29 protein-coding genes and 1 pseudogene are annotated in these 23,726 nt (G+C 36.4%); 22 read left to right on the plus strand and 8 right to left on the minus strand.

The features are described from left to right. Positions 1 to 27: 27 nt before the first annotated feature. Positions 28 to 861, plus strand: a complete 834-nt coding sequence (locus RCG22_RS02785) for a YbhB/YbcL family Raf kinase inhibitor-like protein (RefSeq protein WP_308105625.1) — start codon at positions 28 to 30, stop codon at positions 859 to 861. A 419-nt stretch (positions 862 to 1,280) separates the two neighbouring features. Here the strand turns inward: RCG22_RS02785 and RCG22_RS02790 are convergent, their stop codons facing one another. Continuing rightward, positions 1,281 to 1,679 (minus strand): hypothetical protein, encoded by a 399-nt coding sequence (locus tag RCG22_RS02790; protein ID WP_308105626.1) that lies wholly within the window; start codon positions 1,677 to 1,679, stop codon positions 1,281 to 1,283. 198 nt (positions 1,680 to 1,877) lie between these two features. Between RCG22_RS02790 and RCG22_RS02795 the strand changes: the two genes are divergently transcribed. Continuing rightward, positions 1,878 to 2,261, plus strand: coding sequence for a hypothetical protein (locus tag RCG22_RS02795; RefSeq protein ID WP_308105627.1), 384 nt, complete (start codon positions 1,878 to 1,880; stop codon positions 2,259 to 2,261). After that, positions 2,251 to 2,748, plus strand: coding sequence for an aminodeoxychorismate lyase (locus RCG22_RS02800; protein WP_308105628.1), 498 nt, complete (start codon positions 2,251 to 2,253; stop codon positions 2,746 to 2,748). The genes RCG22_RS02795 and RCG22_RS02800 overlap by 11 nt, the downstream gene beginning before the upstream one ends. Before the next feature lie 54 nt (positions 2,749 to 2,802). On the opposite strand, the gene RCG22_RS02805 is transcribed toward RCG22_RS02800, so the two are convergent. Next, on the minus strand, positions 2,803 to 3,054 hold the full coding sequence (locus RCG22_RS02805) for a DUF2533 family protein (protein WP_308105629.1): 252 nt from the start codon (positions 3,052 to 3,054) through the stop codon (positions 2,803 to 2,805). Between the two features lie 184 nt (positions 3,055 to 3,238). On the opposite strand from RCG22_RS02805, the gene RCG22_RS02810 reads away from it, so the two are divergent. The 4 genes from RCG22_RS02810 (at position 3,239) to RCG22_RS02825 (ending at position 7,628) form a co-directional block, all read left to right on the plus strand. After that, the gene (locus tag RCG22_RS02810) at positions 3,239 to 4,057 is read left to right on the plus strand and encodes a DUF4405 domain-containing protein (protein WP_308105630.1); all 819 of its coding nucleotides are present in this window, start codon (positions 3,239 to 3,241) and stop codon (positions 4,055 to 4,057) included. A gap of 161 nt (positions 4,058 to 4,218) precedes the next feature. Further along, positions 4,219 to 4,926, plus strand: a complete 708-nt coding sequence (locus tag RCG22_RS02815) for a DUF421 domain-containing protein (RefSeq protein WP_308105631.1) — start codon at positions 4,219 to 4,221, stop codon at positions 4,924 to 4,926. A 203-nt stretch (positions 4,927 to 5,129) separates the two neighbouring features. After that, positions 5,130 to 5,270 (plus strand): YjcZ family sporulation protein, encoded by a 141-nt coding sequence (locus RCG22_RS02820; RefSeq protein ID WP_166262705.1) that lies wholly within the window; start codon positions 5,130 to 5,132, stop codon positions 5,268 to 5,270. 414 nt (positions 5,271 to 5,684) lie between these two features. Next, a complete protein-coding gene (locus RCG22_RS02825) occupies positions 5,685 to 7,628 on the plus strand; it encodes a CoA-disulfide reductase (protein ID WP_308105632.1) in 1,944 nt (647 codons plus the stop codon). Positions 7,629 to 7,781: 153 nt separating this feature from the next. Here RCG22_RS02825 and RCG22_RS02830 read toward each other — a convergent pair whose 3' ends face one another. After that, positions 7,782 to 7,955: a hypothetical protein gene (locus RCG22_RS02830; RefSeq protein WP_308105633.1), complete on the minus strand. Its 174-nt coding sequence runs from the start codon at positions 7,953 to 7,955 to the stop codon at positions 7,782 to 7,784. 342 nt (positions 7,956 to 8,297) lie between these two features. On the opposite strand from RCG22_RS02830, the gene RCG22_RS02835 reads away from it, so the two are divergent. From RCG22_RS02835 to RCG22_RS02875, 9 genes and pseudogenes are all read left to right on the plus strand, one after another. Then, positions 8,298 to 8,561, plus strand: a complete 264-nt coding sequence (locus tag RCG22_RS02835; protein ID WP_098260569.1) for a metal-sensitive transcriptional regulator — start codon at positions 8,298 to 8,300, stop codon at positions 8,559 to 8,561. An 87-nt stretch (positions 8,562 to 8,648) separates the two neighbouring features. Continuing rightward, complete coding sequence (locus tag RCG22_RS02840; RefSeq protein ID WP_098260570.1) at positions 8,649 to 8,876, plus strand: sulfurtransferase TusA family protein; 228 nt, start codon at positions 8,649 to 8,651, stop codon at positions 8,874 to 8,876. Positions 8,877 to 8,932: 56 nt separating this feature from the next. Beyond that, the gene (locus RCG22_RS02845; RefSeq protein WP_308105634.1) at positions 8,933 to 9,412 is read left to right on the plus strand and encodes a DsrE/DsrF/DrsH-like family protein; all 480 of its coding nucleotides are present in this window, start codon (positions 8,933 to 8,935) and stop codon (positions 9,410 to 9,412) included. A gap of 45 nt (positions 9,413 to 9,457) precedes the next feature. Then, complete coding sequence (locus tag RCG22_RS02850; protein WP_308105635.1) at positions 9,458 to 9,754, plus strand: rhodanese-like domain-containing protein; 297 nt, start codon at positions 9,458 to 9,460, stop codon at positions 9,752 to 9,754. A 50-nt stretch (positions 9,755 to 9,804) separates the two neighbouring features. After that, positions 9,805 to 10,383: a sulfurtransferase TusA family protein gene (locus RCG22_RS02855; RefSeq protein WP_308105636.1), complete on the plus strand. Its 579-nt coding sequence runs from the start codon at positions 9,805 to 9,807 to the stop codon at positions 10,381 to 10,383. 21 nt (positions 10,384 to 10,404) lie between these two features. Then, positions 10,405 to 10,800, plus strand: a pseudogene (locus tag RCG22_RS02860) (DsrE/DsrF/DrsH-like family protein). Between the two features lie 48 nt (positions 10,801 to 10,848). Then, positions 10,849 to 11,976, plus strand: coding sequence for an MBL fold metallo-hydrolase (locus tag RCG22_RS02865; RefSeq protein WP_308105637.1), 1,128 nt, complete (start codon positions 10,849 to 10,851; stop codon positions 11,974 to 11,976). Positions 11,977 to 12,047: 71 nt separating this feature from the next. Beyond that, positions 12,048 to 12,824: a sulfite exporter TauE/SafE family protein gene (locus RCG22_RS02870; protein ID WP_308105638.1), complete on the plus strand. Its 777-nt coding sequence runs from the start codon at positions 12,048 to 12,050 to the stop codon at positions 12,822 to 12,824. 234 nt (positions 12,825 to 13,058) lie between these two features. Beyond that, positions 13,059 to 13,193, plus strand: a complete 135-nt coding sequence (locus RCG22_RS02875; protein ID WP_286137789.1) for a hypothetical protein — start codon at positions 13,059 to 13,061, stop codon at positions 13,191 to 13,193. A gap of 121 nt (positions 13,194 to 13,314) precedes the next feature. Here the strand turns inward: RCG22_RS02875 and RCG22_RS02880 are convergent, their stop codons facing one another. From RCG22_RS02880 to RCG22_RS02895, 4 genes are all read right to left on the minus strand, one after another. Then, positions 13,315 to 14,757 carry a L,D-transpeptidase family protein gene (locus RCG22_RS02880; protein ID WP_308105639.1) on the minus strand — a complete coding sequence of 481 codons (1,443 nt, stop codon included), beginning with the start codon at positions 14,755 to 14,757 and terminating at the stop codon, positions 13,315 to 13,317. A gap of 253 nt (positions 14,758 to 15,010) precedes the next feature. Then, positions 15,011 to 15,376: a rhodanese-like domain-containing protein gene (locus tag RCG22_RS02885; RefSeq protein WP_308105640.1), complete on the minus strand. Its 366-nt coding sequence runs from the start codon at positions 15,374 to 15,376 to the stop codon at positions 15,011 to 15,013. 320 nt (positions 15,377 to 15,696) lie between these two features. Beyond that, on the minus strand, positions 15,697 to 15,933 hold the full coding sequence (locus RCG22_RS02890; RefSeq protein ID WP_308105641.1) for a hypothetical protein: 237 nt from the start codon (positions 15,931 to 15,933) through the stop codon (positions 15,697 to 15,699). Between the two features lie 120 nt (positions 15,934 to 16,053). Next, on the minus strand, positions 16,054 to 16,815 hold the full coding sequence (locus RCG22_RS02895) for a SagB/ThcOx family dehydrogenase (RefSeq protein WP_308105642.1): 762 nt from the start codon (positions 16,813 to 16,815) through the stop codon (positions 16,054 to 16,056). A 272-nt stretch (positions 16,816 to 17,087) separates the two neighbouring features. On the opposite strand from RCG22_RS02895, the gene RCG22_RS02900 reads away from it, so the two are divergent. Next, positions 17,088 to 17,597: a DinB family protein gene (locus RCG22_RS02900; RefSeq protein ID WP_308107073.1), complete on the plus strand. Its 510-nt coding sequence runs from the start codon at positions 17,088 to 17,090 to the stop codon at positions 17,595 to 17,597. A gap of 94 nt (positions 17,598 to 17,691) precedes the next feature. On the opposite strand, the gene pdxR is transcribed toward RCG22_RS02900, so the two are convergent. After that, positions 17,692 to 19,110 carry a MocR-like pyridoxine biosynthesis transcription factor PdxR gene (gene pdxR / locus RCG22_RS02905; protein WP_308105643.1) on the minus strand — a complete coding sequence of 473 codons (1,419 nt, stop codon included), beginning with the start codon at positions 19,108 to 19,110 and terminating at the stop codon, positions 17,692 to 17,694. 105 nt (positions 19,111 to 19,215) lie between these two features. On the opposite strand from pdxR, the gene pdxS reads away from it, so the two are divergent. The 5 genes from pdxS to RCG22_RS02930 all read left to right on the plus strand — a co-directional run bounded on the left by pdxS (position 19,216) and on the right by RCG22_RS02930 (position 23,452). Then, positions 19,216 to 20,100 carry a pyridoxal 5'-phosphate synthase lyase subunit PdxS gene (gene pdxS, locus RCG22_RS02910; protein WP_098260585.1) on the plus strand — a complete coding sequence of 295 codons (885 nt, stop codon included), beginning with the start codon at positions 19,216 to 19,218 and terminating at the stop codon, positions 20,098 to 20,100. Position 20,101: 1 nt separating this feature from the next. Further along, positions 20,102 to 20,692: a pyridoxal 5'-phosphate synthase glutaminase subunit PdxT gene (gene pdxT, locus RCG22_RS02915; RefSeq protein ID WP_308105644.1), complete on the plus strand. Its 591-nt coding sequence runs from the start codon at positions 20,102 to 20,104 to the stop codon at positions 20,690 to 20,692. 542 nt (positions 20,693 to 21,234) lie between these two features. Further along, positions 21,235 to 21,768, plus strand: a complete 534-nt coding sequence (locus RCG22_RS02920) for a sigma-70 family RNA polymerase sigma factor (RefSeq protein WP_308105645.1) — start codon at positions 21,235 to 21,237, stop codon at positions 21,766 to 21,768. A gap of 2 nt (positions 21,769 to 21,770) precedes the next feature. After that, the gene (locus RCG22_RS02925) at positions 21,771 to 22,181 is read left to right on the plus strand and encodes a PadR family transcriptional regulator (RefSeq protein WP_308105646.1); all 411 of its coding nucleotides are present in this window, start codon (positions 21,771 to 21,773) and stop codon (positions 22,179 to 22,181) included. 5 nt (positions 22,182 to 22,186) lie between these two features. Further along, positions 22,187 to 23,452 (plus strand): FtsW/RodA/SpoVE family cell cycle protein, encoded by a 1,266-nt coding sequence (locus RCG22_RS02930; protein WP_308105647.1) that lies wholly within the window; start codon positions 22,187 to 22,189, stop codon positions 23,450 to 23,452. The last annotated feature ends 274 nt before the right edge of the window (positions 23,453 to 23,726 follow it).

Here is a 23,726-nt window from a genome sequence, read left to right on the forward strand (position 1 = left end):
AACCTTAATTCGATAGAGGTGTATGAGATGAGTAAAGATTTACACAGAAACACCCCAGTTCCGGTGAAAGTTAATGGCAAAAGCATGACCACACCTGCAATCAATATAAATACCAAGCTATTGGTACCATTAAGGGAAGTGTTAGAAAGCGTAGGTGCGATGGTAAAAATAAACGAATCTTTTACAACTGCCACTGTACGTATGAATGATTTTTCATTTGAAATAGCATCCGGTGATTCACAAGTGACGATCAGTGAGCCGGTTTCTACGACACTTAGGTTAGATCACCCGGTCCTTTTTGAAGAGGATGAACTCTTTGTCAGTGTTCGTTTCGCATTGACTGTATTGAAAGCTAAACTAGGCAGGGAGGCAGAAGCGGGGATTGTAACGATTGATACGCTGCCTGAAAATAACTTAAAAGTAACTTCACCAGCATTCGAGGCTTGGGGAAATATTCCCCACAAATTCGCCCAGCATAGCGTTGGCGGTGAAAATATTAGTTTACCGATAAAATGGACAGGTGCACCGACAAACACGAAATCATTTGCCGTGGTAGTTTATGATGCCCATGTTCTCCCTGAATATTGGGTTCACTGGGCCGTGGTTAATATTGACAGTAATACAATGGAAATGCCAGAAAATGCAGCTGAGAGGTTGACAGGGCAGCAGCAGATTAAACCGTACTACGGGATGCAACCCGCTGAATTAACAGGAGATCATGCGTATCAAATCGCTGTTTATGCTTTAGATATTGAAAGAGTTGAGATACCGAATCAGGTGGTATTTTTTGAAGACATAGCGCCAATTTTGGAGTCACATACGCTTGCAAGTGGAACACTGGTTAGTTTTTTTCAAGGTTAAAATATAGGGAAATGCAATCATTTTTGCTCTATGAAATGTAGGACAATTTTGCTTAGTAGGAAGAATTTGGCAAACCATTTTCGCCTTCTCGTATTGATATTTGCGTAGGTATGAGAATTCGTAGGCGGAAAATTTCCGTCTATTGTTCATAGAGGAAGCTAAAGCAGCAGATATAGGCGGAGATATTCCGCTTAACTCCTCTAAATAAGACAATATCTAAAGATTTGGACCATATAAGCGGAAAAACTCCCCTTATTTTTATGGAAATATGGTTATTTCCCAATTTAGCCGGAGTTTCTCCGTTTATTTTTCAAACACATTGAAATCGACATTCAGTTATAATAGAGCCTAACCAATATTTCTGTATATCAATTTGTAAGTAAAAATGTAGTGAATTTTGCTGAGGTACACTGGCTATTTTAATTTCCAATATATTCTATCTTAGTCCAATCCACACTTTTATCCATTTCATAGGTCTTTGAGGACTTCTCATAATTCACTCGTAATTTATCGTTGGTAATCCATTTGATTCGAAATTGGTTATCAGAAACAAATGTGTTTCCACCTTTATTTGGAAATTCATCATCTGTTTCCAAAAGTGACAACTGATAGGAAGTCCCTGTTGTAGCACCACAATCCCGCTGAAAAATATAAGCTACTTTATCTCCATCCGGTGACGGTGATTTTTGAACAATGTCGTTTCCACACATATCTCCGAATAGTTTATCAAGTAAATAACTTCCCGCAAAATAAAGACCAATTAGAACTATTGCGGTTATCAAAAGAGGTTTTAGTTTATTTAACCATTTATTCTTCATTTTTTCGCCCCGTCCCTATTATATATCTACCTTAATAGCTGAGGTACATTTATATGTAGTAATTTTATTGAAAGATAGGTTCAATTTCCCAAAACATCCGACTTGTGTCTCATTTACTCGAAATTCGTCGAATTATTTTCAGTTAGGATGTATAATAGGGAAATGTGGATTGTTATGTAAAATAAGGAGGAAACTAATATGATGGAATGGACATTAATTCTGTTAATTGCGATATCAGCTGTGTTGCTAATCGTTTCAATAGCATCAAATCGGAACGCAGAAAAACAGAAACATAAGGAAATTGATATGGTCCATGTTGCTGTAATGAAAGATATCAATAACGTGAACGAGCAAATTCGCAATCTGGAGCTTGATATAGAGGTTGTTACAAAAGAAGCAGGCGTTCAACTGACTCAGGATGAAATGATCTTTAAGCGTGAAGTACTAGATTTATATAAGCGCAAATATTCGATTGAGACGATTGCTCAGAAAAAACAAGTTTCAGAGAGCGAAATAAATCAATTACTTGCCCCGTATCTGGCAGCAAAGGATGGAAGGAGCAAATTAGCCCATGAAATTTAATGTAGTGAGCAGCTTTGCGACCGGAATTCTTTTGGCAACGACCATTTGTGGTGCTGTTTACTTTACTGAAGATCCAGTCGTCACAAAAGCAGCAGCCAAACCCACCAAAACTGTGGAGAAAATAGTTGCTCAACCAACTGAAACAGAGATGAAAGATAAACTATTAGCAGCGGGGTATGTTGTACAACCAAAGGCAGAATTTGATAAGGCTATAGAAGCAGCCAAAAAAGCAGCAGCAGCAGCAACCGCTCCGGCAGCTAATAATTCTAAAAAGATTGCCTATCGAGCAGTTATAACTGTAACACAGGGAATGACTAGCATTGATGTCGGTAAAATGCTTGAAAAGGCAAAAATTGTACCTGATGATTTTAAATTCTCTCGAGATGTGGAGAAAAAGGGTGTCGAGAAAAATTTGCGTCCAGGTACATTTACAGTCGATACGGAAATGACCTATGATCAAGTCATCGCGACCATTTTTAAAAAGTAAATATAGATACAACGAAAGCCGGACAGTAGGGGTTAGTTACTGTTCGGCTTTTTTTTAGTGTTTTTTTACAAATTCCTGAATCATTTCGCCCGTAACGTTTTTCCTCGTGGGTATAAAGCGCAGGTTTATCTTATTAATCCTATTAGTGACTGCATTTATTTTATCGGTTGAAAAGGGTTGACCTTGTTTACATAACTCAATCGCTTCTTCAATATATTGTTCGCGTTGTTGGTCAAGAGCCAGGAATTCTTGATAAGTTTCATTTTGATTTGCCGCATGTTTAATTAAATCTTTATGTACACTCATGATTTCACTCCTTAAGTAATGAACTTAATTAATCATACCATAAAAGAAACGGGAAGAGAGTACAGCGTTTTTTAGAATCAAATGGTGAAAGAAATGAAACCAGATTAAGTTAAGCTTATCTTAAGATTCACTCGATAATATAAGAGTCAGTTAGCGTAACGTTTTGAATTAGGAGGAAAATGATATGAAAAAAAATTATACAAAAATGGTACTGGATTTGGTGCTAGCAATTACTTTTGTATTGCTAATGAATCCGAGAGTATTTGACGGATTACCGTTTCATGAAATAGCTGGACTAATAATAGGGTTGGCCATTCTTTTCCACATCGGTCTGAACTATCAATGGGTTGTAAGCACGACTAAAAAGATTTTGGACCCAAAGCTTCCCAAAAAAACTCGATTTAGTTATTTGTTAAATATACTGCTCTTAATTTCGATGGCTGCTATCATTATAACGGGTATCTTAATATCGAAGGTAGTTCTTCCAAGTATTGCCATTCAAGGGAGTCATACAATACGTGAACTCCACGGTTTATCTGCGGACGCAACACTGGCATTTGTTGGTCTTCATGTTGGAGTACATTGGCAATGGGTAATGAGTATATGCAAAAAGGCCTTTAAATCCAGGACAGGAAAACGAAGGAAGGCTGTTCTTGTTTCAGTAGTTCTTTCAATTGCCATTTTGGCAGGAGGTATTCAATGGTTTTCCTCAACAACCTCTTCAAACAACAGTTTTAAGCAGGAACAAATGCATCAAAGTGGACAATCCTCCAGTACGAGCACTGGGAATACAACAACTACACAGCAAGGTCCGACTCAAGAAGATTTTCGTGAAGGAAAAATACATGGAATAGAGGAGCATGATGGTAGCAGCAACCCGTTTCTCGTAGTTCTGAACTATTTTGCGATTTGGGCAGCTATCATCATTCCTACTTATTATCTAGAAAAGCGACTGTTAAGGAATAAACGAAAATCAAAGCGGTTGGATCCGCAACCTTCATAAATCTATTTGAATCAAGCCCTACTAATTATATGGTAGGGCTTTTTATGTTTTTGTAAAAGTATCTCTGGTGTAGAAACGAATGGAAATTCTAATACTACAGATATCGATCATACTGTTGTGATGTTTGATTAGGTAGAGAATAGCTAAGGAGAGATGCAAATTTGGATTCATTTTACCGTGCGTTATTGATTTTTGTGGTAGGATACTTATTTTTAAGGTTAACCGGAAAAAAAGCTGTTGCTCAAATGCACTCTTTCGATTTATTGTATATTCTTGTCCTCACCAATATTATCAGCAGTCCAGTAGAGGTTAATAATACAGGAAAGGCAATTATCTATGCTGGAATTGTCGTCATTCTATATAAGGTATTTACACGTTTATCCCTACATAATAAATTAAGATGGATCTTATATGAAAGTCCAACAGTATTAATCCAAAACGGGGATATTGATCGGAAAGGACTTAAAAAGGTGCGTATGCCTCTCAATCAATTATTGTCCCATTTAAGAGAAAAAGGGTACACCGATACTCAAAACATTGCCATTGCCGTGATGGAGGGAACAGGGAGTATTAGTGTGATTCCCAAATCGGACTATCGAGCAGTTCAACCTAGTGATTTAAAGTTACATGTAAAAAAAGAATACCTACCGATCCCACTGATAATGGATGGTCAAATCGTACACCATAATTTAAAATATCTGCAATTAGATCAGAGTTGGCTTATTAATGAAATCGAAAAAATGGGTGAAAAAATAGAAAATATTACATTAGCAACTTTTTTAGAAGATGGAAAGTTATTTATAGATAATAATGAAATGAAGGACCATAAAGGCGATCCTTATTACTACAAGCCGGGGAGGGAAAATTGATTAAAATGTGGGGATAGGAAATCTTAAAATAGGTTTAGGAAAATGACAAGTACCCGGTAGGCACAATTAGGCAGGGAAAAAAACAACCTTTTACCTTTAAGATTAATGAGTTTGTACTTATAAAAATCATAGGGAAAGAGCCCTTCCCAAATTAATTGACTTAACATAAATTGTAAGGAATAAATCTAAAGGGGGTCAATTAAATGTTCGGATATGGTGGATACGGCGGATTTGGTGGTTGTTGTGGTGGCTATGGCTACGGCGGTGGCTACGGTGGCGGTTTTGCTTTAATCGTTGTATTATTTATCTTGTTAATCATTGTGGGAGCATCGATCTGTTTTTAAGAAAAATAATTACACGTAACTTAAAAAAGCCCTTTGCGGGCTTTTTTTTTTGAACCTTCCCACATTTTCATTCATGTTTAGGATAAGTCTTATTTTGGAGAGCTTTTTTAATTTTTCATAAGCACATGTCTATACACTTTTAATAATTGAAAATATGTTATTAGTACACCAAGCCAAATATTTTTTACCTCCAAAGAACGTTTGCCTAATAGGCAGACGTTTTTCTGTTTTTTATGTATCAACTTTAGTATCGCTATATATTTGTCGAAAATGTGAAGTTTCCACCATAGGACTTTACATATTTTTAAAAGATTATATAATACCCCTATAGGTATAAAACCCATAGGGGTATACCTAATGAGAAATAAGATTATGAAGAAAGTAATTAACTTATATAAATTTGGAGGGAATAACATGACACAAAAAATTATCATCGTAGGTGGAGTAGCTGGCGGAGCGACAGCAGCTGCAAGATTAAGAAGAATTAGTGAAGATGTTGATATTATACTAGTTGAACGGGGAGAGCACATTTCATTTGCCAATTGCGGTTTGCCGTACTATATTGGTGAAACAATCAAGGATCGAAGTAAATTATTAGTGCAATCTGTAAAAGGAATGTCGGAACGATTTAACCTTGACATCCGCAATTTAAGCGAAGTCATATCCATTAATCCTGAAGTCAAAAACGTAACGATAAAGAACTTACAAACTGGTGAAGTGTACGAGGAATCTTATGACAAGTTATTATTATCACCAGGAGCAAGACCAATTGTACCGCCTATCCCTGGGATAAATGATCATCAGACTTTATTTACGTTAAGAAATATTCCCGATACGGATAAAATTAAAAACTATGTTGATTCTCATAATCCTAAAAAGGCAGTCGTAATCGGTGGAGGATTTATTGGGATTGAAATGGCTGAAAATCTTGTTGATCGAGGGATAGAAGTTACAATTATTGAAATGGCTAATCAAATTATGGCTCCGATTGACTTTGAAATGGCAAGTATCTTACACACGCATTTAAAAGAAAAAGGCGTGAAGTTACTCCTAGAAAATGGTGTCGAGTCATTTGCCGACCAAGGTAAGAAGATTATTCTTTCTAATGGAATAGAAATTGAAACAGAAATGACAATTCTTTCTATCGGAGTCAGACCGGAAAATGAGTTAGCCAAGGTTGCCGGATTGGAGCTAGCAGAGCGTGGAGGAATCGTTGTAAATGAATTTCTGCAAACTTCTAATGAGTATATTTATGCAGTTGGGGATGCAGTAGAGGTTGTTGATTATATTAGCGGTACAAAGGCGATGATCCCACTTGCAGGACCAGCAAACCGACAAGGACGCATTGCGGCTAATAATATGATGGGCAAAAAGGAAAAGTATCAAGGGACATTGGGTACATCAATCGCTAAGGTGTTTGACTTAACTATTGCAGCAACTGGTAACAATGAAAAAACACTTAGACGCTTAGTGGTTCCATATGAAGTGGTTCATATTCATCCAAGCTCTCATGCAGGGTATTATCCAGGAGCAGCACCAATAGCTTTAAAACTTATCTTTGACAAAGAAACAGGCAAAATTTTTGGTGCACAAGCTGTAGGAGCGGATGGGGTTGATAAGCGTATTGACGTTATAGCAACTGCCATTTTGGGTGGATTAACGGTTGAAGATTTAACAAATCTTGAATTGTCTTACGCACCACCATATTCTTCAGCAAAAGATCCTGTGAATATGGCTGGATATGTAGCTTCTAATATCATGGGTGGCGAATTGGAAATGATTCAGTGGCACGAAGTAGATGCGATCGTTGCTACTGGAGGAATATTAATAGACGTTCGCGAACCAATGGAGCGCGAATTTGGATTTATTGAAGGATCTATCAATATTCCTCTAAATGATTTAAGATGTAAAATGACTGAATTACCTCTTGATAAACCAATTTATGTTTCATGTCAGGTAGGCTTAAGAGGATATCTGGCCACACGTATCTTGAATAATAGTGGGTTTAAAGCTATTAATTTAGATGGTGGATGGAAAACTTATTCCTCTGTATACGGAAGCAATCTAAACAAAAATGTTGAAACAACAACAAATGATCGTGGAGAAACAGTTATAGAAAACCAAAATGAGATAAAGGTTGATACAGTGGTGGATGTTACTGGATTAACCTGTCCAATGCCAATTATTAAGCTTAAAAAAGGTATTGAGTCATTAGATAGTGGACAAGTAATAGAGCTCCAAGTTACTGACAGAGGTGCCCTAAATGATCTCCCAGCTTGGTCGGAAAATGCCGGTCACACCCTGCTAAAAACAGAACAAAATGAAAATGCCATTAAATTTTGGATTAAAAAGAAATAAAAAGGACTATCCATTAAAGCATGCTCCAATTATAGGGGCTTGCTTTTTAAATTGTCTTAAAAATATATGGATTAGAACGGGAAAAATATGGTGTGTACCATAAAGCATGGAAAGATAAACTCGAAAGATAATAATCAAGAAAGGAGGTAAAAGCTATTGAAGGTTACTTTCGATATAAGACTCTAAAGCTGGATGAAACTCTTTTTGATAGTGATTATCTGGACAAGTTTTAATAACTATTGCTTTTAAAAAGTTTGATTGTTTTGTTTCTAATACTTTCTTACAGGTCGGACATGTATCCATAAACAGGCGTTTTAATAATTTCATAACTGACCCCTCCTTAATTCCTCTAATCCCTATATATATACTATGAATTATAAGTGTATATTCGGCATTAATCAATAAATTAATCCAAGGAAGGAAGATAATTATATTTAAATTCGATTTCCTTCTTGGGCATTTATTGTGGTCATTTTTCTATAAGCAATTTTTTTAAGATTATTCTATTGACATTATACCTACAGGGGTATATTATATAGCTTGTCAATGACATTAGTTCATTGAAGGAGGATTTAATGATACTATAAATCTTAACTACAATTCATCACCAATAACTAGTAAGGGAAATTTCCTTGAAAATAGAAACTAATGGTTAAAGGAGGAAAAGCATTGGATTATAATGATCAAATGAAAAACAGAGTAAAACGTATTGAAGGACAGTTACGAGGAATTTTAAAAATGATGGAAGAAAACAAGGACTGTAAAGAAGTTATTACCCAGTTATCTGCAACTAGAAGTGCCATCGACCGTACTATTGGAGTTATTGTTAGTTCCAATTTAGTGGAATGTGTTCAAAAAGCAAATGAACAAGGTGAAAAAAGCATGGAAGAAATAGTAAAAGAAGCTGTTAATTTGCTAGTAAAAAGTCGATAAAAAAGGGTTGACACCCTCTTTTATTTTCACTAATAAATATACCCATAGGGGTAATGGTAATTATTTTCTAAAGGGAGGAATACAATAATGAATAGTACAAAAGTAGTTGATGCAAAAGGTTTAGCTTGCCCAATGCCAATTGTTAAAACAAAGAAAGCGATGAATGAACTTGAATCAGGTCAAGTTTTAGAGATTCATACAACAGATAAAGGCGCTAAGAATGATCTTGCAGCTTGGGCTAAATCAGGTGGTCATGAATTGCTGAAACATGAAGAAGAAAATAGTATCTTAAAGTTTTGGATTAAAAAAGGATAAATTTTTTTAATTTTAGTAATACCTGTATAGGTATTATTTCTTCAGGAGGACAAAACATGACAGAAAAGAAAAAGACGACAATTGTATTATTTAGTGGTGATTACGATAAAGCAATGGCAGCCTATATCATTGCGAATGGTGCAGCTGCTTATGACCATGAAGTAACCATTTTTCATACATTTTGGGGATTAAATGCCCTTCGCAAAGAGGAAAAGGTCCTGGTGAAAAAAGGATTTATGGAGAAATTGTTTGGCAAAATGATGCCAAGAGGCGCTGATAAAATGGGGCTGTCCAAAATGAACTTTGCCGGATTCGGCCCTAAAATGATTAAGGATATTATGAAAAAGCATAACGCAATTCCTCTGCCGCAATTAATTGAAATGGCACTGGAACAGGATGTAAAACTAGTAGCATGTACCATGACAATGGATTTGTTAGGTCTTAAAGAGGAAGAGTTATTAGAATCCATTGAATTTGCAGGAGTTGCTGCTTACTTAGGAGATGCAGAGGAAGGTAATGTCAATCTGTTTATTTAAAACAAAATGGGGATTCCCCTTATAAAACAGAAGGAGAAATATAAAATGAAACAAATGACAGCAAAAGAGGTTGAAATATTATTAAACGGTGAAAAGAAATTAAATATCATAGACGTACGTGAAGTGGACGAAGTTGCAGCTGGCAAAATCCCAGGTGCTGTAAACATTCGATTAGGATTAGTTGAGTTCCGCATGCATGAATTAGATAAATCAAAAGAGTATATTATCGTATGCCGTTCAGGAGGCAGAAGTGGTCGTGCTGCGCAATTTCTTGAAAGTTATGGATTTAATGTAATCAACATGGCTGGTGGAATGCTTGCTTGGGAAGGTAAAGTGGAATAATTTTTTTAAAGAAAAACAATACCCTTATAGGTATTAAGGAGGATTTTAAAATGGAAAACTTAAAATCAAATGTGATTTTAGATGCCAAAGGATTAGCTTGTCCGATGCCGATTGTTAGGACAAAAAAAGCAATGAATAACCTGGAGGAAGGACAAGTGTTAGAAGTTCAAGCGACAGACAAAGGATCCAAAGCGGACATGAAGGCATGGGCTGAAAGTACGGGCCATCAATATTTGGGAACAATTGAAGAAGGCGGAGTATTGAAGCATTATCTTCGCAAATCTTCTAACGACGAAGCAACTGAAAAGAAACACCCAAATGTTATCAATAATGAAGACCTTGAGAAAAAAATTGCAGCAACTGAAAACATCGTCATAATCGATGTTAGAGAATCTGCAGAATATGCTTTTAACCATATTCCGAGTGCAATCTCCATACCATTGGGTGTATTGGAAGATAGAATAAATGAATTTAATAAACAGGAAGAAATTATCGTGGTTTGTCGTACAGGGAACCGTAGCGATCTTGCTGCCCAAAAATTATCGGATAATGGTTTTGCTAACGTCATTAATGTTGTACCAGGAATGATTGGTTGGAATGGTAAAACAACGGGTATTAACAATAAATAAGACTATCTGGAGGAAAAAACAATGACTAAGAGAGTAGCAATTATTGCAAGTAATGGTGGATTATTTGATGCATACAAAGTATTTAATATCGCAACAGCGGCAGCAGCAACTGATCAAGAAGTAGCTATCTTCTTCACATTTGAAGGTTTAAACTTAATCCATAGAGAAGCTTCCAAACAGCTTCCAATGCCAGAGGGGAAAGAGCATTTTGCTGATGGCTTTGCAAAAGCAAATGTACCTTCCATTCCAGAACTATCTGCAATGGCTCAAGAAATGGGTGTTCAATTTATCGGATGTCAAATGACTATGGATGTCATGGGATTAGAAATAGAAAATTTTGTTGATTGAATTGAAGTAGGCGGTGCTGTCACCTTTTTAGAGTTCGCCAAGGATGCGGATGTTACCTTAACTTTTTAATTAGCATATTTTTTTAATGATTATAATACCATAGGGGGTAAATAAAGAATGCCTTTAAATGTAATGACTTCAAAAGAAGTAACACAAAAAGTTTTTAATAATGAAGAGTTATTTATTCTAGATGTTAGAAATGAGAGTGATTTTAACGATTGGAAAATTGAAGGTGAGAAATTTGACTATTTAAATGTCCCTTATTTTGAACTGCTTGATGGTGTGGATGAAATCCTTGACAAAATTCCTGCCGATCGAGAAGTATTGGTGGTTTGTGCTAAGGAAGGTTCATCTGTCATGGTGGCAGATATGCTTTCAGATGCGGGGTTAAACGTGTCATACTTAAAAGGTGGGATGAAAGAATGGAGTGAACATTTAGAACCGGTTAAAGTGGGCGACCTAAATGATGGCGGTGAAATTTATCAATTTGTTCGAATTGGTAAAGGCTGCTTATCTTATATGGTAGTATCAAACGATGAGGCAGCACTGATTGATGCAACACGTATGACTGATAGCTATCTTGATTTTGCGGAAGGAATCGGCGCAAAAATTACACACGTATTTGATACACACCTTCATGCGGACCATATTTCTGGTGGACGTACATTGGCTGAAAAAACAGGTGCAACTTATTGGCTTCCACCAAAGGATGCAACAGAAGTCACCTTTGATTTCCAACCATTAGAAGATGGAAATGACGTAAAAATCGGAAACACTATTATTAATATTCACGCATTGTATTCTCCAGGTCACACGATTGGTTCCACTTCATTTGTTGTAGATGAAAAGTTCTTGCTTTCAGGCGATATTGTATTCATTGATTCCATCGGAAGACCGGATCTCGCAGGGATGGCGGAAGACTGGGTTGGAGATTTACGCGAGACACTTTATAAACGTTACAGAGAATTATCAGAAGAGCTCATTGTGCTTCCAGCCCACTTTATGATAATTGATGAGTTAAATGATGATGGCAGTGTGGCTCAAAAATTAGGAACATTAATTGAAGAAAATCATGGTCTAAATATCGAAGACGAGAGTGAATTCAGAAAAATGGTAACAGAAAACCTGCCGCCCCAGCCTAATGCATATCAAGAAATTCGTCAAACCAACATGGGAAAAATCAATCCCGACATTGATCAACAGCGAGAAATGGAAATCGGCCCAAACCGCTGTGCTGTTCGATAACTTTATGACTAAAAAAATTAAAAATTTAGGGAACTAGTAAAGGTTCCTTTTTTTTAAGGGGGGAGGATACCATGGCTATTAGCTTTATCATTACGATCTTCCTAATTGGTTTTGTTGGGTCATTTATTTCAGGGATGTTAGGTATTGGTGGTGCAATCATTAATTTCCCCATGTTATTGTACATTCCAGTTATACTAGGGGTAGGTCATTTTACAGCACATGAGGTTTCAGGAATTACTGCCATCCAAGTTTTCTTTTCGACAATTGGTGGTGTTCTGGTTTACCGGAAAGGTGGATTCTTAAATAAAAAACTTATTGCCTATATGGGAATAAGTATTTTGATTGGAAGCTTTATCGGTGGATTTGGCTCTACACATTTGCCGGAAAGCGGAATTAATATTGTTTACGGAATTTTAGCATTGATTGCTGTCATTATGATGTTTATTCCGAAAAAAGGAATTGATACTATTCCTTTAGACCAAGTTAAATTTAACAAGTGGCTTGCAGCGCTATTTGCTTTCATTGTCGGGATTGGTGCTGGGATCGTTGGTGCTGGAGGAGCATTCCTATTGGTGCCAATTATGCTAACGGTGTTAAAGATACCGACAAGAATGACCATTGCCTCATCCTTAGCCATTACACTTATTTCATCCATAGGAGCGGTTTCTGGGAAAATTTCAACAGGGCAAGTGGCTATTCTACCCTCGATCATTATGGTTGCAGCTAGTTTAATTGCTTCACCAATAGGCGCCAATTTAGGAAAAAGAGTGAACCCCAGGGTATTGCAAATTATAATGGGGATTTTAATTTTTGTAACAGCAGTCAAAACATGGATTGGTATTTTATAAAATTAATTAGCTTTTATAGACAACAAAGGTTTACTTTGGTTCGTTACACTTTGTATAAAAAACCTATAGGGAGGAATTAAGATGATTAAAATTACACAGGCTGCAATAGTAAAAATAAAAAATGAAGTTCAAGATATTATCAATGAAGGCAAAAAACCCCTAATCCGTTTAGAGATGGGAATTGGCTGAGGGGGTCCACAGCTTCGTCTGACTCTGGAGGAGTCAGCATTAGATATGGATGAAATAACAGAACAAGATGGAATAGAGTTTTTGGTAAATGAAAGAGATAAGGTTTATTTTGATCATGTGAAAATAGATTATGTTAGGAGTTTACTCGGAGGGGGACAATTTATAGTGCTACGAGTTTAACTACCGGTCCATTGCACCCTATCCATTCAAAAAGGAGAAGGAGATACACTATATATGTATGTCCTTCTCCTTTTTTATAGGATTACAAGTTCTAGGGCTGCTCTGAAGGTCTACCAATGCATCAATAAACGACCACTGGGTCATAGCTGCTGAGATTGTCATACACAGATTTCATAACACTTGGCGGGGTGTTAACACAGCCATGCGATCCATTGCTGCGATAGATATTACCACCAAAACTTGACCTCCAGTTGGCATCGTGGAATCCCTGACCACCATTCGTAAAAGGGACCCAGTAATTAACAGGTGTCTGATACGTAATCTTTCCGTTTTCTCTGCCCGTTAGGACGGCAGGGGTTTGCTTATAAAGGACATACCATACTCCTGGTGTTGTATCATGGTGGGTACCTTGATTGCCAGTAACCACACTTGTTGTCACGACTAATTTCCCATTTTTGTAAATCCAAATTCGCTGCTTTGCTATGGAGACTTCAGCATACGTATCACCAATCCCATTGTTTTTGACAGCGTCATATCCGTAACCTTCACCATTCCACCCATTTCCGTATATATTAGAGGCGGAAACCGATTTCTTCCCACTTTCAAAAGCTTTCATAATACGGGGAATTTCTTTATCCACATTTATGGCCCAGCCATAACCTCTAGCTTTAACCGAAATCATCGATCCTGAATGGGTCCTGAATGACATATCCTTGTATAATGTGGATTGAGATTGGTTTATTTCAGCAATCTTTTTCTTAAAATTACCCTTATCATCAATCTTAATCTGTGAATCTTTTGAAATAGATGCATTTTTAATTAATTCGCCCGCTTTTAATGTAAAAACCTTATTCTGCACCTTATAATCGACGGTCTGCACAAGAAATTCTTCCAGCTTTTTTTGTTGATTTTTTACAAACTCGCTGTCTTCTTTAATGGGCTGTATGTATACTGGATTGAGCTGGATTTCACTAATATATTCGTGTTTGTCGTAGTCCACTAAAAGACTAGGAACATCATATTGCTCTCCGCTAATGCTGTTAGTGACTACAATTTTGCCTTGTTTCAAACGAACCACCGCATCTTTTGGCACTTTTAAACTTTTATTCATGGCTAACAGCTTTTCTTCCACCTGCTTTTTCAATGTCTGGTTTCGATAATGATCCTGTTTACGGGGCATTAAGGAATAATTATTAGCTTTTGAAGAGGGTAAAAACGTATACTGGTCCTTTAATTTTTTCTTGATTTGGGGCAGGTCATTTTCCATAAATCCCATCATGGTATCTTTTCCATCGAAAACTTGTTGATTTCCGACATAGACGATATTTTTCAATGTAGTTGTTTTTAATTTCTTAAGTGCTTGATCAGCGTTCATTCCACCGACCTTTATCCCATTAATTTTGATTTGTGAATTAAAATGGGTTGCTTGATAGTACCAGACTGCTGCAATCAAGAGGATGATAGTAAAGAGGAGACCTCCGGTAATAAACCTCCAGTTCGCGTACCACTTTACTGAATTCTCGTGTTTTTTGTCCATTTCTTTAATTTCTGCTGGGCTTTCCATAAAGTTTCCTCCTACACCTGATGAAATTCTAGCTATTAATATTTCATTTTCTTCAATATATTTATGTCATAAATTACAGTTTTATTGCAAAATTGTAATTTATACAACTATTCTACTAAATGTTATCGTCGAACATTGTCGGTTTTTGAATATGCCTAAATTTATTTTTATTCGCACTGATTAATAACCAATTATTTAACAAAAAAAACCCATCACAGGGTACATGATGGGTTTTGCCTTTCGGACAACCTTACTATTCTATTTCATATCCCCAAGTATTCATTCCACCAGTCATATTATAAATAGATTTAAAACTATTTGTTGTTAGAATTTCACTTGCTTGGGCGGAACGATTTCCACTACGGCAGACTACTAAATAGGTTGCAGAAGGGTCTAATTCTTTCATTCTATTTTCTAATTCTTGAAGTGGAATTAGGGTTGCATTTGGGATATGTCCACCCTGGTATTCTTCTGCCGTACGGACATCTAATACCACTACTTCCTTTTTGTCGATTAATTCTTTGGCTTCATCTGCTGTTACATTCCTGTATCCTTCCATACTGCATGCAGAAAGGCCAAGGACTAAAAGTAAAACTAATAATACAGCACTTTTTTTCATTATCTAACCACCCTAATCCAAAATGTCTTTTGTAAAAGTTATTTCTACCGAATCATTTTAATTATACCCTACAGGGTAAAGGTGGGTAGGTAGTAAATATGGACAAAATAGCAAAATAACACTGGTTGCCATTTTAATTGCTAATGAGGGGAGAAGCTTTGGTAAGATTATTTCAGTAGTAAAAATGAATATGGGAATTTAGGGTTTGGCTGAGGCTATAAAAACGGGATACGAGTTTTTAATTTTGGTAATTGAATAGGGAGTTAACAGTTAATAAAAACCATTCTAAGCACCTTATAGCGCTTAGAATGTTTTTTAGCTTACTTATTAATCTTACAATCCGTACCTGTTTCTTTTTTCATTTTAGCTACACAATCTTTGTGCACCTCTTTTAATTGTTTATCACTTAAATCAGGATATTTCTCTTGCATCATAGGGATCATTTCTTTAAAATCTCCCACTTTGCAATCAATTTTATTAGTTGCTGCCATAACTCCAGTTCCCAATCCAAGTAATAAGACTAGGGTAAAAGTACTCGTAACAATTTTTTTCTTCATTGAAGGTCCCTCCGGAGGTAAAATTTTTTTACTACTATTTTATTTTACAATAGATTTGATATACTCCACGGGGTAATTGTTACAGGTTATAAAACTTTTAATCTTGAAATAAATAATACATCATTTTCGTTTTTTTCCAACCGCACCAAGGAAAAGAACAAATTCTTCATCGCCGTCTAAACCTAATACCTCATCGATCAGCTTTTGATCATAGATACCAATCGCACAAGCTCCGGCATCAATAGATTCACTTGCTAAATAAAGGTTTTGAGAAACATGACCAATATCAATCAGGATTTTTTTATGTGCTGAAATATCATACTTCCATTCAGAACGGTATGGAATGGAACTCCATGCAAACACCACGGCAGCCCTTTTAGCGAAATTAGGTACAAAAGGTTGATCTAGAGTAATGGCATCAATTTTGTTATCTAACTCATCTAATTCAAACATAAATAAGAGTTTGTGTTCAACCGGAAGATATCTGTAGATTCCTTGTGGAATTCCTTCTACTCGCATAATGAAAAGATAGGTTTCAAAAGTATGTGTTGCACCACTGCATGGTACTGTTCGCAGTGTAAGTCCAGCCTTGTTGGTGGCAGTTATACCTTGGGTAGCCCATAATAGATAGGATAACTCCTCAAGACTTAAACAATCTTCAGAATAAAATCTTGTACTTCTTCGATCCTTAATGCAATCATATATATTTTCTCTTTTTACAACTTTTTGACTAACTTCTGGCAAATCAATTACAGTTGACGAAGAGGCATAGGGTTTAACAATTGGCGGTTTTGGCAGACCCTTTATTTTATCTGTTCTAATTTGTTTAAATTCAAGAAAATTAGACTTTAAGAAACTCCTTTGTTGTTCATATCGTCCCATGTTAGAACCTCCTATGATATCTTTACTTTATAAAAGTATACCCGTTCCGGTATTTAAATCTATGACCTGCATCATAGTTAACAATTTGTTCACTATTTCTTGATATGGTTCTTGCAACAAATAACTACACAATCTAAAAAAACTTGCTACCATATTGGAGCAAGTTTTTTTCTTAATTATAGAAGAAACAACTCTTCGAATAATTTTTCAATACGGTGAATATAACAGAAGAGGAATCTAAGTATTTATTTCCAAGTGAAGGGAGAAAAATCGTGAGTAGCATAGAAAATGACAATCTCAGTGAAACGAGAAAAAAACTAGTAAACGAAATTTCATTATTAGGTTATGATAATTTTAATAATAGGACTGACAATAATGGGTGGAGTATAGCCCAAGTTTGTCATCATTTGGTCTTGGTAGAAAAAGCGTCTGCACATGCTATTGCTTTTGGACTAAACAGAATAGACGGTAATAAAAAAGAACGTAAAGAACTACATTCTGTATTGGATAGGACGAAAAAATTGGAGGCACCAGAAATAGTTAATCCATCTGTAGAACCATTTGAAGTCCAACAAATAATTGATTTGCTGAATGATTCCAGAAATAAGTTGATGGCTGTCCTTAGTAAGGTAGAAGATACGGCAATATTGGCAGATAAATCAGCGAAACATCCTCGCTTTGGTGAATTACCTCTAAATCAATGGATAGAATTATTATATTTACATGAGCAACGACACATAGATCAAATAAAAGAAATAAAAATACTTATAGATGGGAAGTAATAGACTTCCCAATTGGCTAGCTTTTGAACATATCCTGATATACTCTAACGATGAAAGGAGCTACCAGTAGTGTTGGCAGCTCCTATTTGGTGAATTAACGAGGCAATGAATCATCATAGCCTTTATAGTTCCAACATTGCATTAATTGGTGTATGCCTTTTTCAATTTGGTCCAAGGGAATGCCTCCGAAGCCAAATAAAAAAGTTGGATATGGATAGTCAATGGGACTTAACAGATAATCGCTTAATGGATAGATGGCAATATGGTTCTTTGCCGCGATGTGTTTTAACTGATCTTCCCTTTTGGATAAGGGGACGGAAATTAAAATGTGCATTCCGGCCAGGTCTCCTGTAATAATGACTTCCGGATAAAATGTTTCTAATATCCGGGTTAATTTTTCATGTTTTTTCCGATAAATTCTCCGCATCCTGTTTAAGTGTTTGGAAAAATAGCCATCTCTCATAAAATCAGCTAGTATATGCTGATCGAATCTTGGTACAGTTGATGAGTAAAAACTGAATGTCTCTTTATATTTTTGCATTAAGTTTGAAGGTAAGACAAAATAAGCAACACGTAAAGAAGGCATTAATGATTTGGTAAACGTGCTTAAATAAATTACTTTTTCGTTTTGATCTAACCCTTGTAAGGCGGGTATAGGTTTTCCAATATAACGAAACTCGCTATCATAATCGTCTTCAATGATGTAGCGGCTTTTATCTTTTGCTGCCCAGTTTAATAGCTGTGTTCTTCGTGTTGCCGATAGGACCGCACCCGTAGGGAATTGGTGGGAAGGAGTAATGTAAACAATATTGGCCTCTGTTTTTTCCAGTTCATCCACGATTAAACCATTTTCATCCACTGGAATAGGGATGGCTCTATTTTGTATTTGTATTTTAGGTATGGCCGAATACCCAGGATTTTCAAGTGCAAATTTTAAATCATCTCCAAGTAACCTTAGAATCATGGGAAGCAGCTGTTCCGTGCCCGAACCAATGACAATCTGTTCAGGGTTGCAAACAATTCCCCTCGATTGATAAAGATATTTGGCAATTTCCACTCTTAATACGAATTCTCCTTGCGGGTCCCCAGTTTCCAGCAACTCTTTTGAACTGCTATCATATATATTTTTTGCATATTTACGCCAAAGTGAAAAAGGGAAGGAGTCTGCATCAATTTTTCCGGGATGGAAGTCAAATTGAACGATTTTTTTCTCGACCTTTCCTACAGGCATGTTAAGAAGTTCTTTTTCAATATAGGGTAATTCATCGATCTCTTCCACGAAAAAACCGATGCGGGGTTTGGATGCCACATAGCCTTCTGCCACGAGCTGGGAATAGGCAATTTCAATGGTAGTTTGGCTTATATTTAAGAATTCTGCTAATTTTTTCTTCGATGGCAATTTGGTTCCCACTTCAATTTGTTTTTGGATAATGGCATCTTTGATCCCATTATAAAGCTGTTCATACAATGGTTTTTCTGTACCATTATCCAACTTAAACATGAGCATATCCATTCGCAATTTCCCCCAACTGACCACATTGTTTTTTATAAAACTGAACCTTTTCATGTAGTCAACTTCTATTATACTAGTAATTATCAAATGAATGGAGGTTATTTTATGAAACTAGTAGGAACTGAAAGAGTAAAACGAGGAATGGCTGAAATGCAAAAAGGCGGCGTTATTATGGATGTCATTAATGCCGAGCAAGCAAAAATAGCTGAAGCTTCAGGTGCAGTTGCGGTTATGGCGTTGGAGCGGGTACCATCCGATATTCGCGCAGCTGGGGGCGTTGCCAGGATGGCAGATCCTCGGATTATGGAAGAAGTAATGAACGCTGTCACCATTCCTGTAATGGCAAAAGCACGCATCGGCCACATTGTCGAAGCACGTGTATTGGAAGCAATGGGCGTCGATTACATAGATGAAAGTGAAGTATTAACACCTGCGGATGAGGAGTACCATTTATTAAAAAGCGACTATACCGTACCTTTTGTTTGCGGATGCCGCGATTTAGGGGAAGCTGCACGTCGCATTGGCGAAGGAGCCTCCATGTTACGGACAAAAGGGGAACCTGGAACTGGTAATATTGTCGAGGCGGTTCGTCATATTCGTAAAGTGAATGCACAAGTAAGACGCGTTGTCGGTATGAATACGGATGAATTAATGACGGAAGCAAAAAATTTAGGGGCACCATTTGAATTATTGCTAGAAATTAAAAAATTGGGAAGGCTGCCTGTTGTCAATTTTGCTGCCGGCGGGGTGGCGACACCTGCGGATGCCGCTTTAATGATGGAACTTGGAGCTGATGGTGTATTTGTCGGATCAGGTATTTTCAAATCCGATAATCCAGAAAAATTTGCCCGTGCCATTGTAGAAGCAACTACAAACTACCGAGATTATAAACTAATTGCCGAAATTTCAAAAGAGCTAGGGACACCGATGAAAGGTATTGAAATTTCCGCGCTAGATGCAAAAGACCGTATGCAGGAACGTGGTTGGTAAGATGCTGAAAATTGGGGTACTTGCATTACAAGGTGCAGTCAGAGAACATATAAGACAAATTGAAGAGCTTGGTTGCAGGGCCATTTCAGTAAAATCAGCTAAAGATCTAAAAGAATTGAATGGTCTTATACTGCCTGGCGGAGAAAGTACAACAATGCGGAAACTGCTGGACCGATACGAGTTACTTGAACCCATTCGTGCTCTCGCCGCCGAGGGAGTTCCGATGTTTGGAACATGTGCTGGACTGATTTTACTAGCTAAAGAAATCGTTGGCTATGATACGCCACATCTAGGCGTGATGGACATCGTGGTCGAACGGAATTCATTTGGTCGCCAAGTGGATAGTTTTGAAGTCGAGATGCCCATCAGTGGAGTAGGAGAGGATATACCTGCTGTTTTCATCCGGGCACCTCATATCGTGGCTGCAGGTGAGAATGTTGAAATTCTGGCAAAACATGAAGAGCGTATTGTTTTAGCGCGGGAAGGTCAATTCTTAGGATGTTCCTTTCATCCGGAATTAACAGAGGATCATAGAATTTTGAAGTATTTTATTGAAATGGTGCGAGAGAATACAAATGTTATAGCTCATTAGGTTCCAAGGCACGCCGATTGGTTATTTAAACCAGTCGGCGTTTTTTCATGTAGCATTATCAGATCAAAATTATTTAACAAAGGATGATTATTTTCCTTTATAATGGAAGAATATAATACATTGTTTTTTTACAGGACTGATTTAATAAAGTTTATGGGGGAAGCCACCTAGTAAAATAAAGATATATAAGCTAAAAATAATTTTAAAGAGTTTAAAAAGGGAACACAATTCTATTTGATTGCTGTGTTTTACGAACGAAAGATTTAGCAGTCAGGCTGCCAATTAATGAAAAAGAGCTACATAGAATTTTATATTAATAAAGGATGATTGAAAAATCTATCAAGTAAAGGGCTGCCAAAAATTGAGCAGCCCTTTACCTATTCGAAACTTGCAACTAATAAATCTTCAGTTGGAGGAGAATCTGAAAGAATTTAGAATTGGTCTTGAGTGGTTGAAATTTCCTTTGTTTATGTTATTTTACAAATTCTGAAAAACCTTATTTGTTTTAGAATCGTCTATTTAGGTGAAGGGAGCAGATCACGTTGGAAGAGAGTATCATTGAAGACCTTATAGTAAATGACAGAGAGAAATTATTAGATCAATTAATGGATAACTACGGCCAGTCGTTACTACAACTTGCCTATTCATACGTTAGGAACAGGGAGGTTGCAGAGGACCTTACCCAAGAGGTATTTGTAAAATGTTATCAAAGATTGGACCAATATCAAAGAAAGTCCTCTTTAAAGACTTGGTTATGGCGAATTGCCATCAACCATTGCAAGGATTATTTAAAAAGCTGGCACCATAACCATATCGTTATCTCTGAGGAACAAGCAAAACAAACACCCAGTCGAGAAAAAGAAGTGGAAAACCAAGTGATTCAGAGATATGAAGACCAACAATTAGCAAAAGCGGTAATGAGTTTACCAGATACATATAGGGAAGTCATTTATTTATATTATTTCGAGGAACTTTCAATAAAGGAAGTGTCTTACCTAACAGGTATGAATCAGAATACGATTAAGACTAGGTTAAAGCGAGCAAAAGAAATCTTAAAAGATTGCTTGGAGGTATAAAAATGGAAGACCGTTTGAAAAATCTTAAAAACATTTTGAAAAGGACAGTACTACAGGATTTAGACTTTACCGAGGAACATAAAAGAGAGATAAGACTAAAAATTAATCACCTGCCTAAAACTTCTGAAGAAGATTTTATATTAGCAATATTTCAGTTATTGAAGCAAAAGCGTACTGGTTTTGAATTAAGTAGACTGATCCGTGCCAGAGGGATTGAAACATTTGAAAAGGGAGAGGGCTTCCTCTATACATCTTTACATAAATTCGAACACAAAGGTTACTTGAATTCTAATTGGGAGGCACCAGACATTAAATACTATCAGATTAGCAGCAAAGGATTAAAATTATTAAAAACCCTTGAAAACGATTGTGAAAGTAAAGCTTACCTATTAAAAGAGATATTTGAGAGGTGATAAACGTGAGTAATCTTAAAGAACATTTTTTAGCTGAAGTCTTGCAATACATAAAAACAAAAGAAGCTAAGGAAGTGGTTTACAAAGAGTTAGGATATCATATAAAATTGTCCAAGTTGGAACTAGTGTCAAAGGGGTCTAATGAAGACGAAGCAGAAGAAAAAGCGATAAAAAATATGGGGAGCCCTAAAGAAATAGGAGCACACTTTAATAAACTGTATCGTCCAAAGTTTGATTGGAAACTTTTTGGTTTATTTATCATCATTATCTTAATGGGAATTCTCCCAACTTTAAATGTGCAAGATCGTTATTCAGACAATTTATTTTTAAAACAAATGATATATATTGCATTAGGGATTATCGTTGCAATATCCGTTATGCTGATTGACTATAGAAGAATAATGAGATTTGGTTGGCTTTTTCTTATTGCGGCATTAAGTTTATTACTCGCACTTAACTTTATCCCTAATCAGGTGATTAATGGAGTTTCTTATATTCACATCTTTGGAATTACCATTAGCGGGAGTTCACTTTTGCCTTTATTTTTAGTGTTTTGGGCTTACTATTTTTCAAAGGAAAAACAGAAACCGTTCGTAATTATAGGTGTTTACTTAATCTCCGTGCTATTGTTTTTGGGATTACCAAGCATTTCTGCAGCTATTGTTTATTCTGTTTTGGTATTAGCTTTATTTTGTTGTAGTTCCTTTAGTAAGAAGTCGATCTTTACAACCATAGGGGTTTGTTCAGGTGCTTTTCTTACCTGTTTCACCATTTTTTGGTTTACCGTTGAGAGTTACCAGAAGATTAGGTTACGTGCCTTTTTCAATCCTGATGACTACCCAATAAATGAAGGTTATGCCTACTTAGTATTAAAAGATTTAATTACTGATGGTGGATGGTTCGGAAATAAAGTGCCACCGAAATATATTGGCATCATGACACCCGATATGGCATTTGCTAATATCACTTATTTTTATGGGTGGGTTCTATCTGGATTGCTTTTCGTTTTAGTATTGTTGCTTACGTATAGACTAATAGTTGTCTCAGCACAAATAAAAGACCGAATAGGTAAACAATTAACTCTTGGAGTATGTGCATTACTTTCTATCCAATTTGTCTACAATATCGGTATGATCCTAGGGTTATTTCCAATTATTTCAATGTCACTACCGTTTATTAGCTACGGACTGACACCAACAGTCTTAAATTCACTTCTAATTGGGATGGTATTAAGCGTGTACCGCAGAAAACATCTGGTGATTAATATATAAGCATGTCTATAATAGAAGGCGATTCTTTACAAGAAAAGATCGCTTTTTTTGTTTCATTTTAAATTTGAGGATACCAGGAAGAATATAGGACCGCTGATGTTCTTGCAGATTTGAACAACATACTATCATAATACTGTGAGGAGTTACTTGAAAAACCGTGTGACACAAACAATGCAACAAAAAGCCATATAGTATCAAAGTTTGTGTCACAAAGATCATAACTCCAGGAGGGGTTTCCTAATCCTCCTTTTACATAACTGCGTAAAATATAAAT

It is taken from the genome of Neobacillus nitrireducens (genome assembly GCF_030915405.1).
GTDB lineage: Bacteria > Bacillota > Bacilli > Bacillales > Cytobacillaceae > Neobacillus.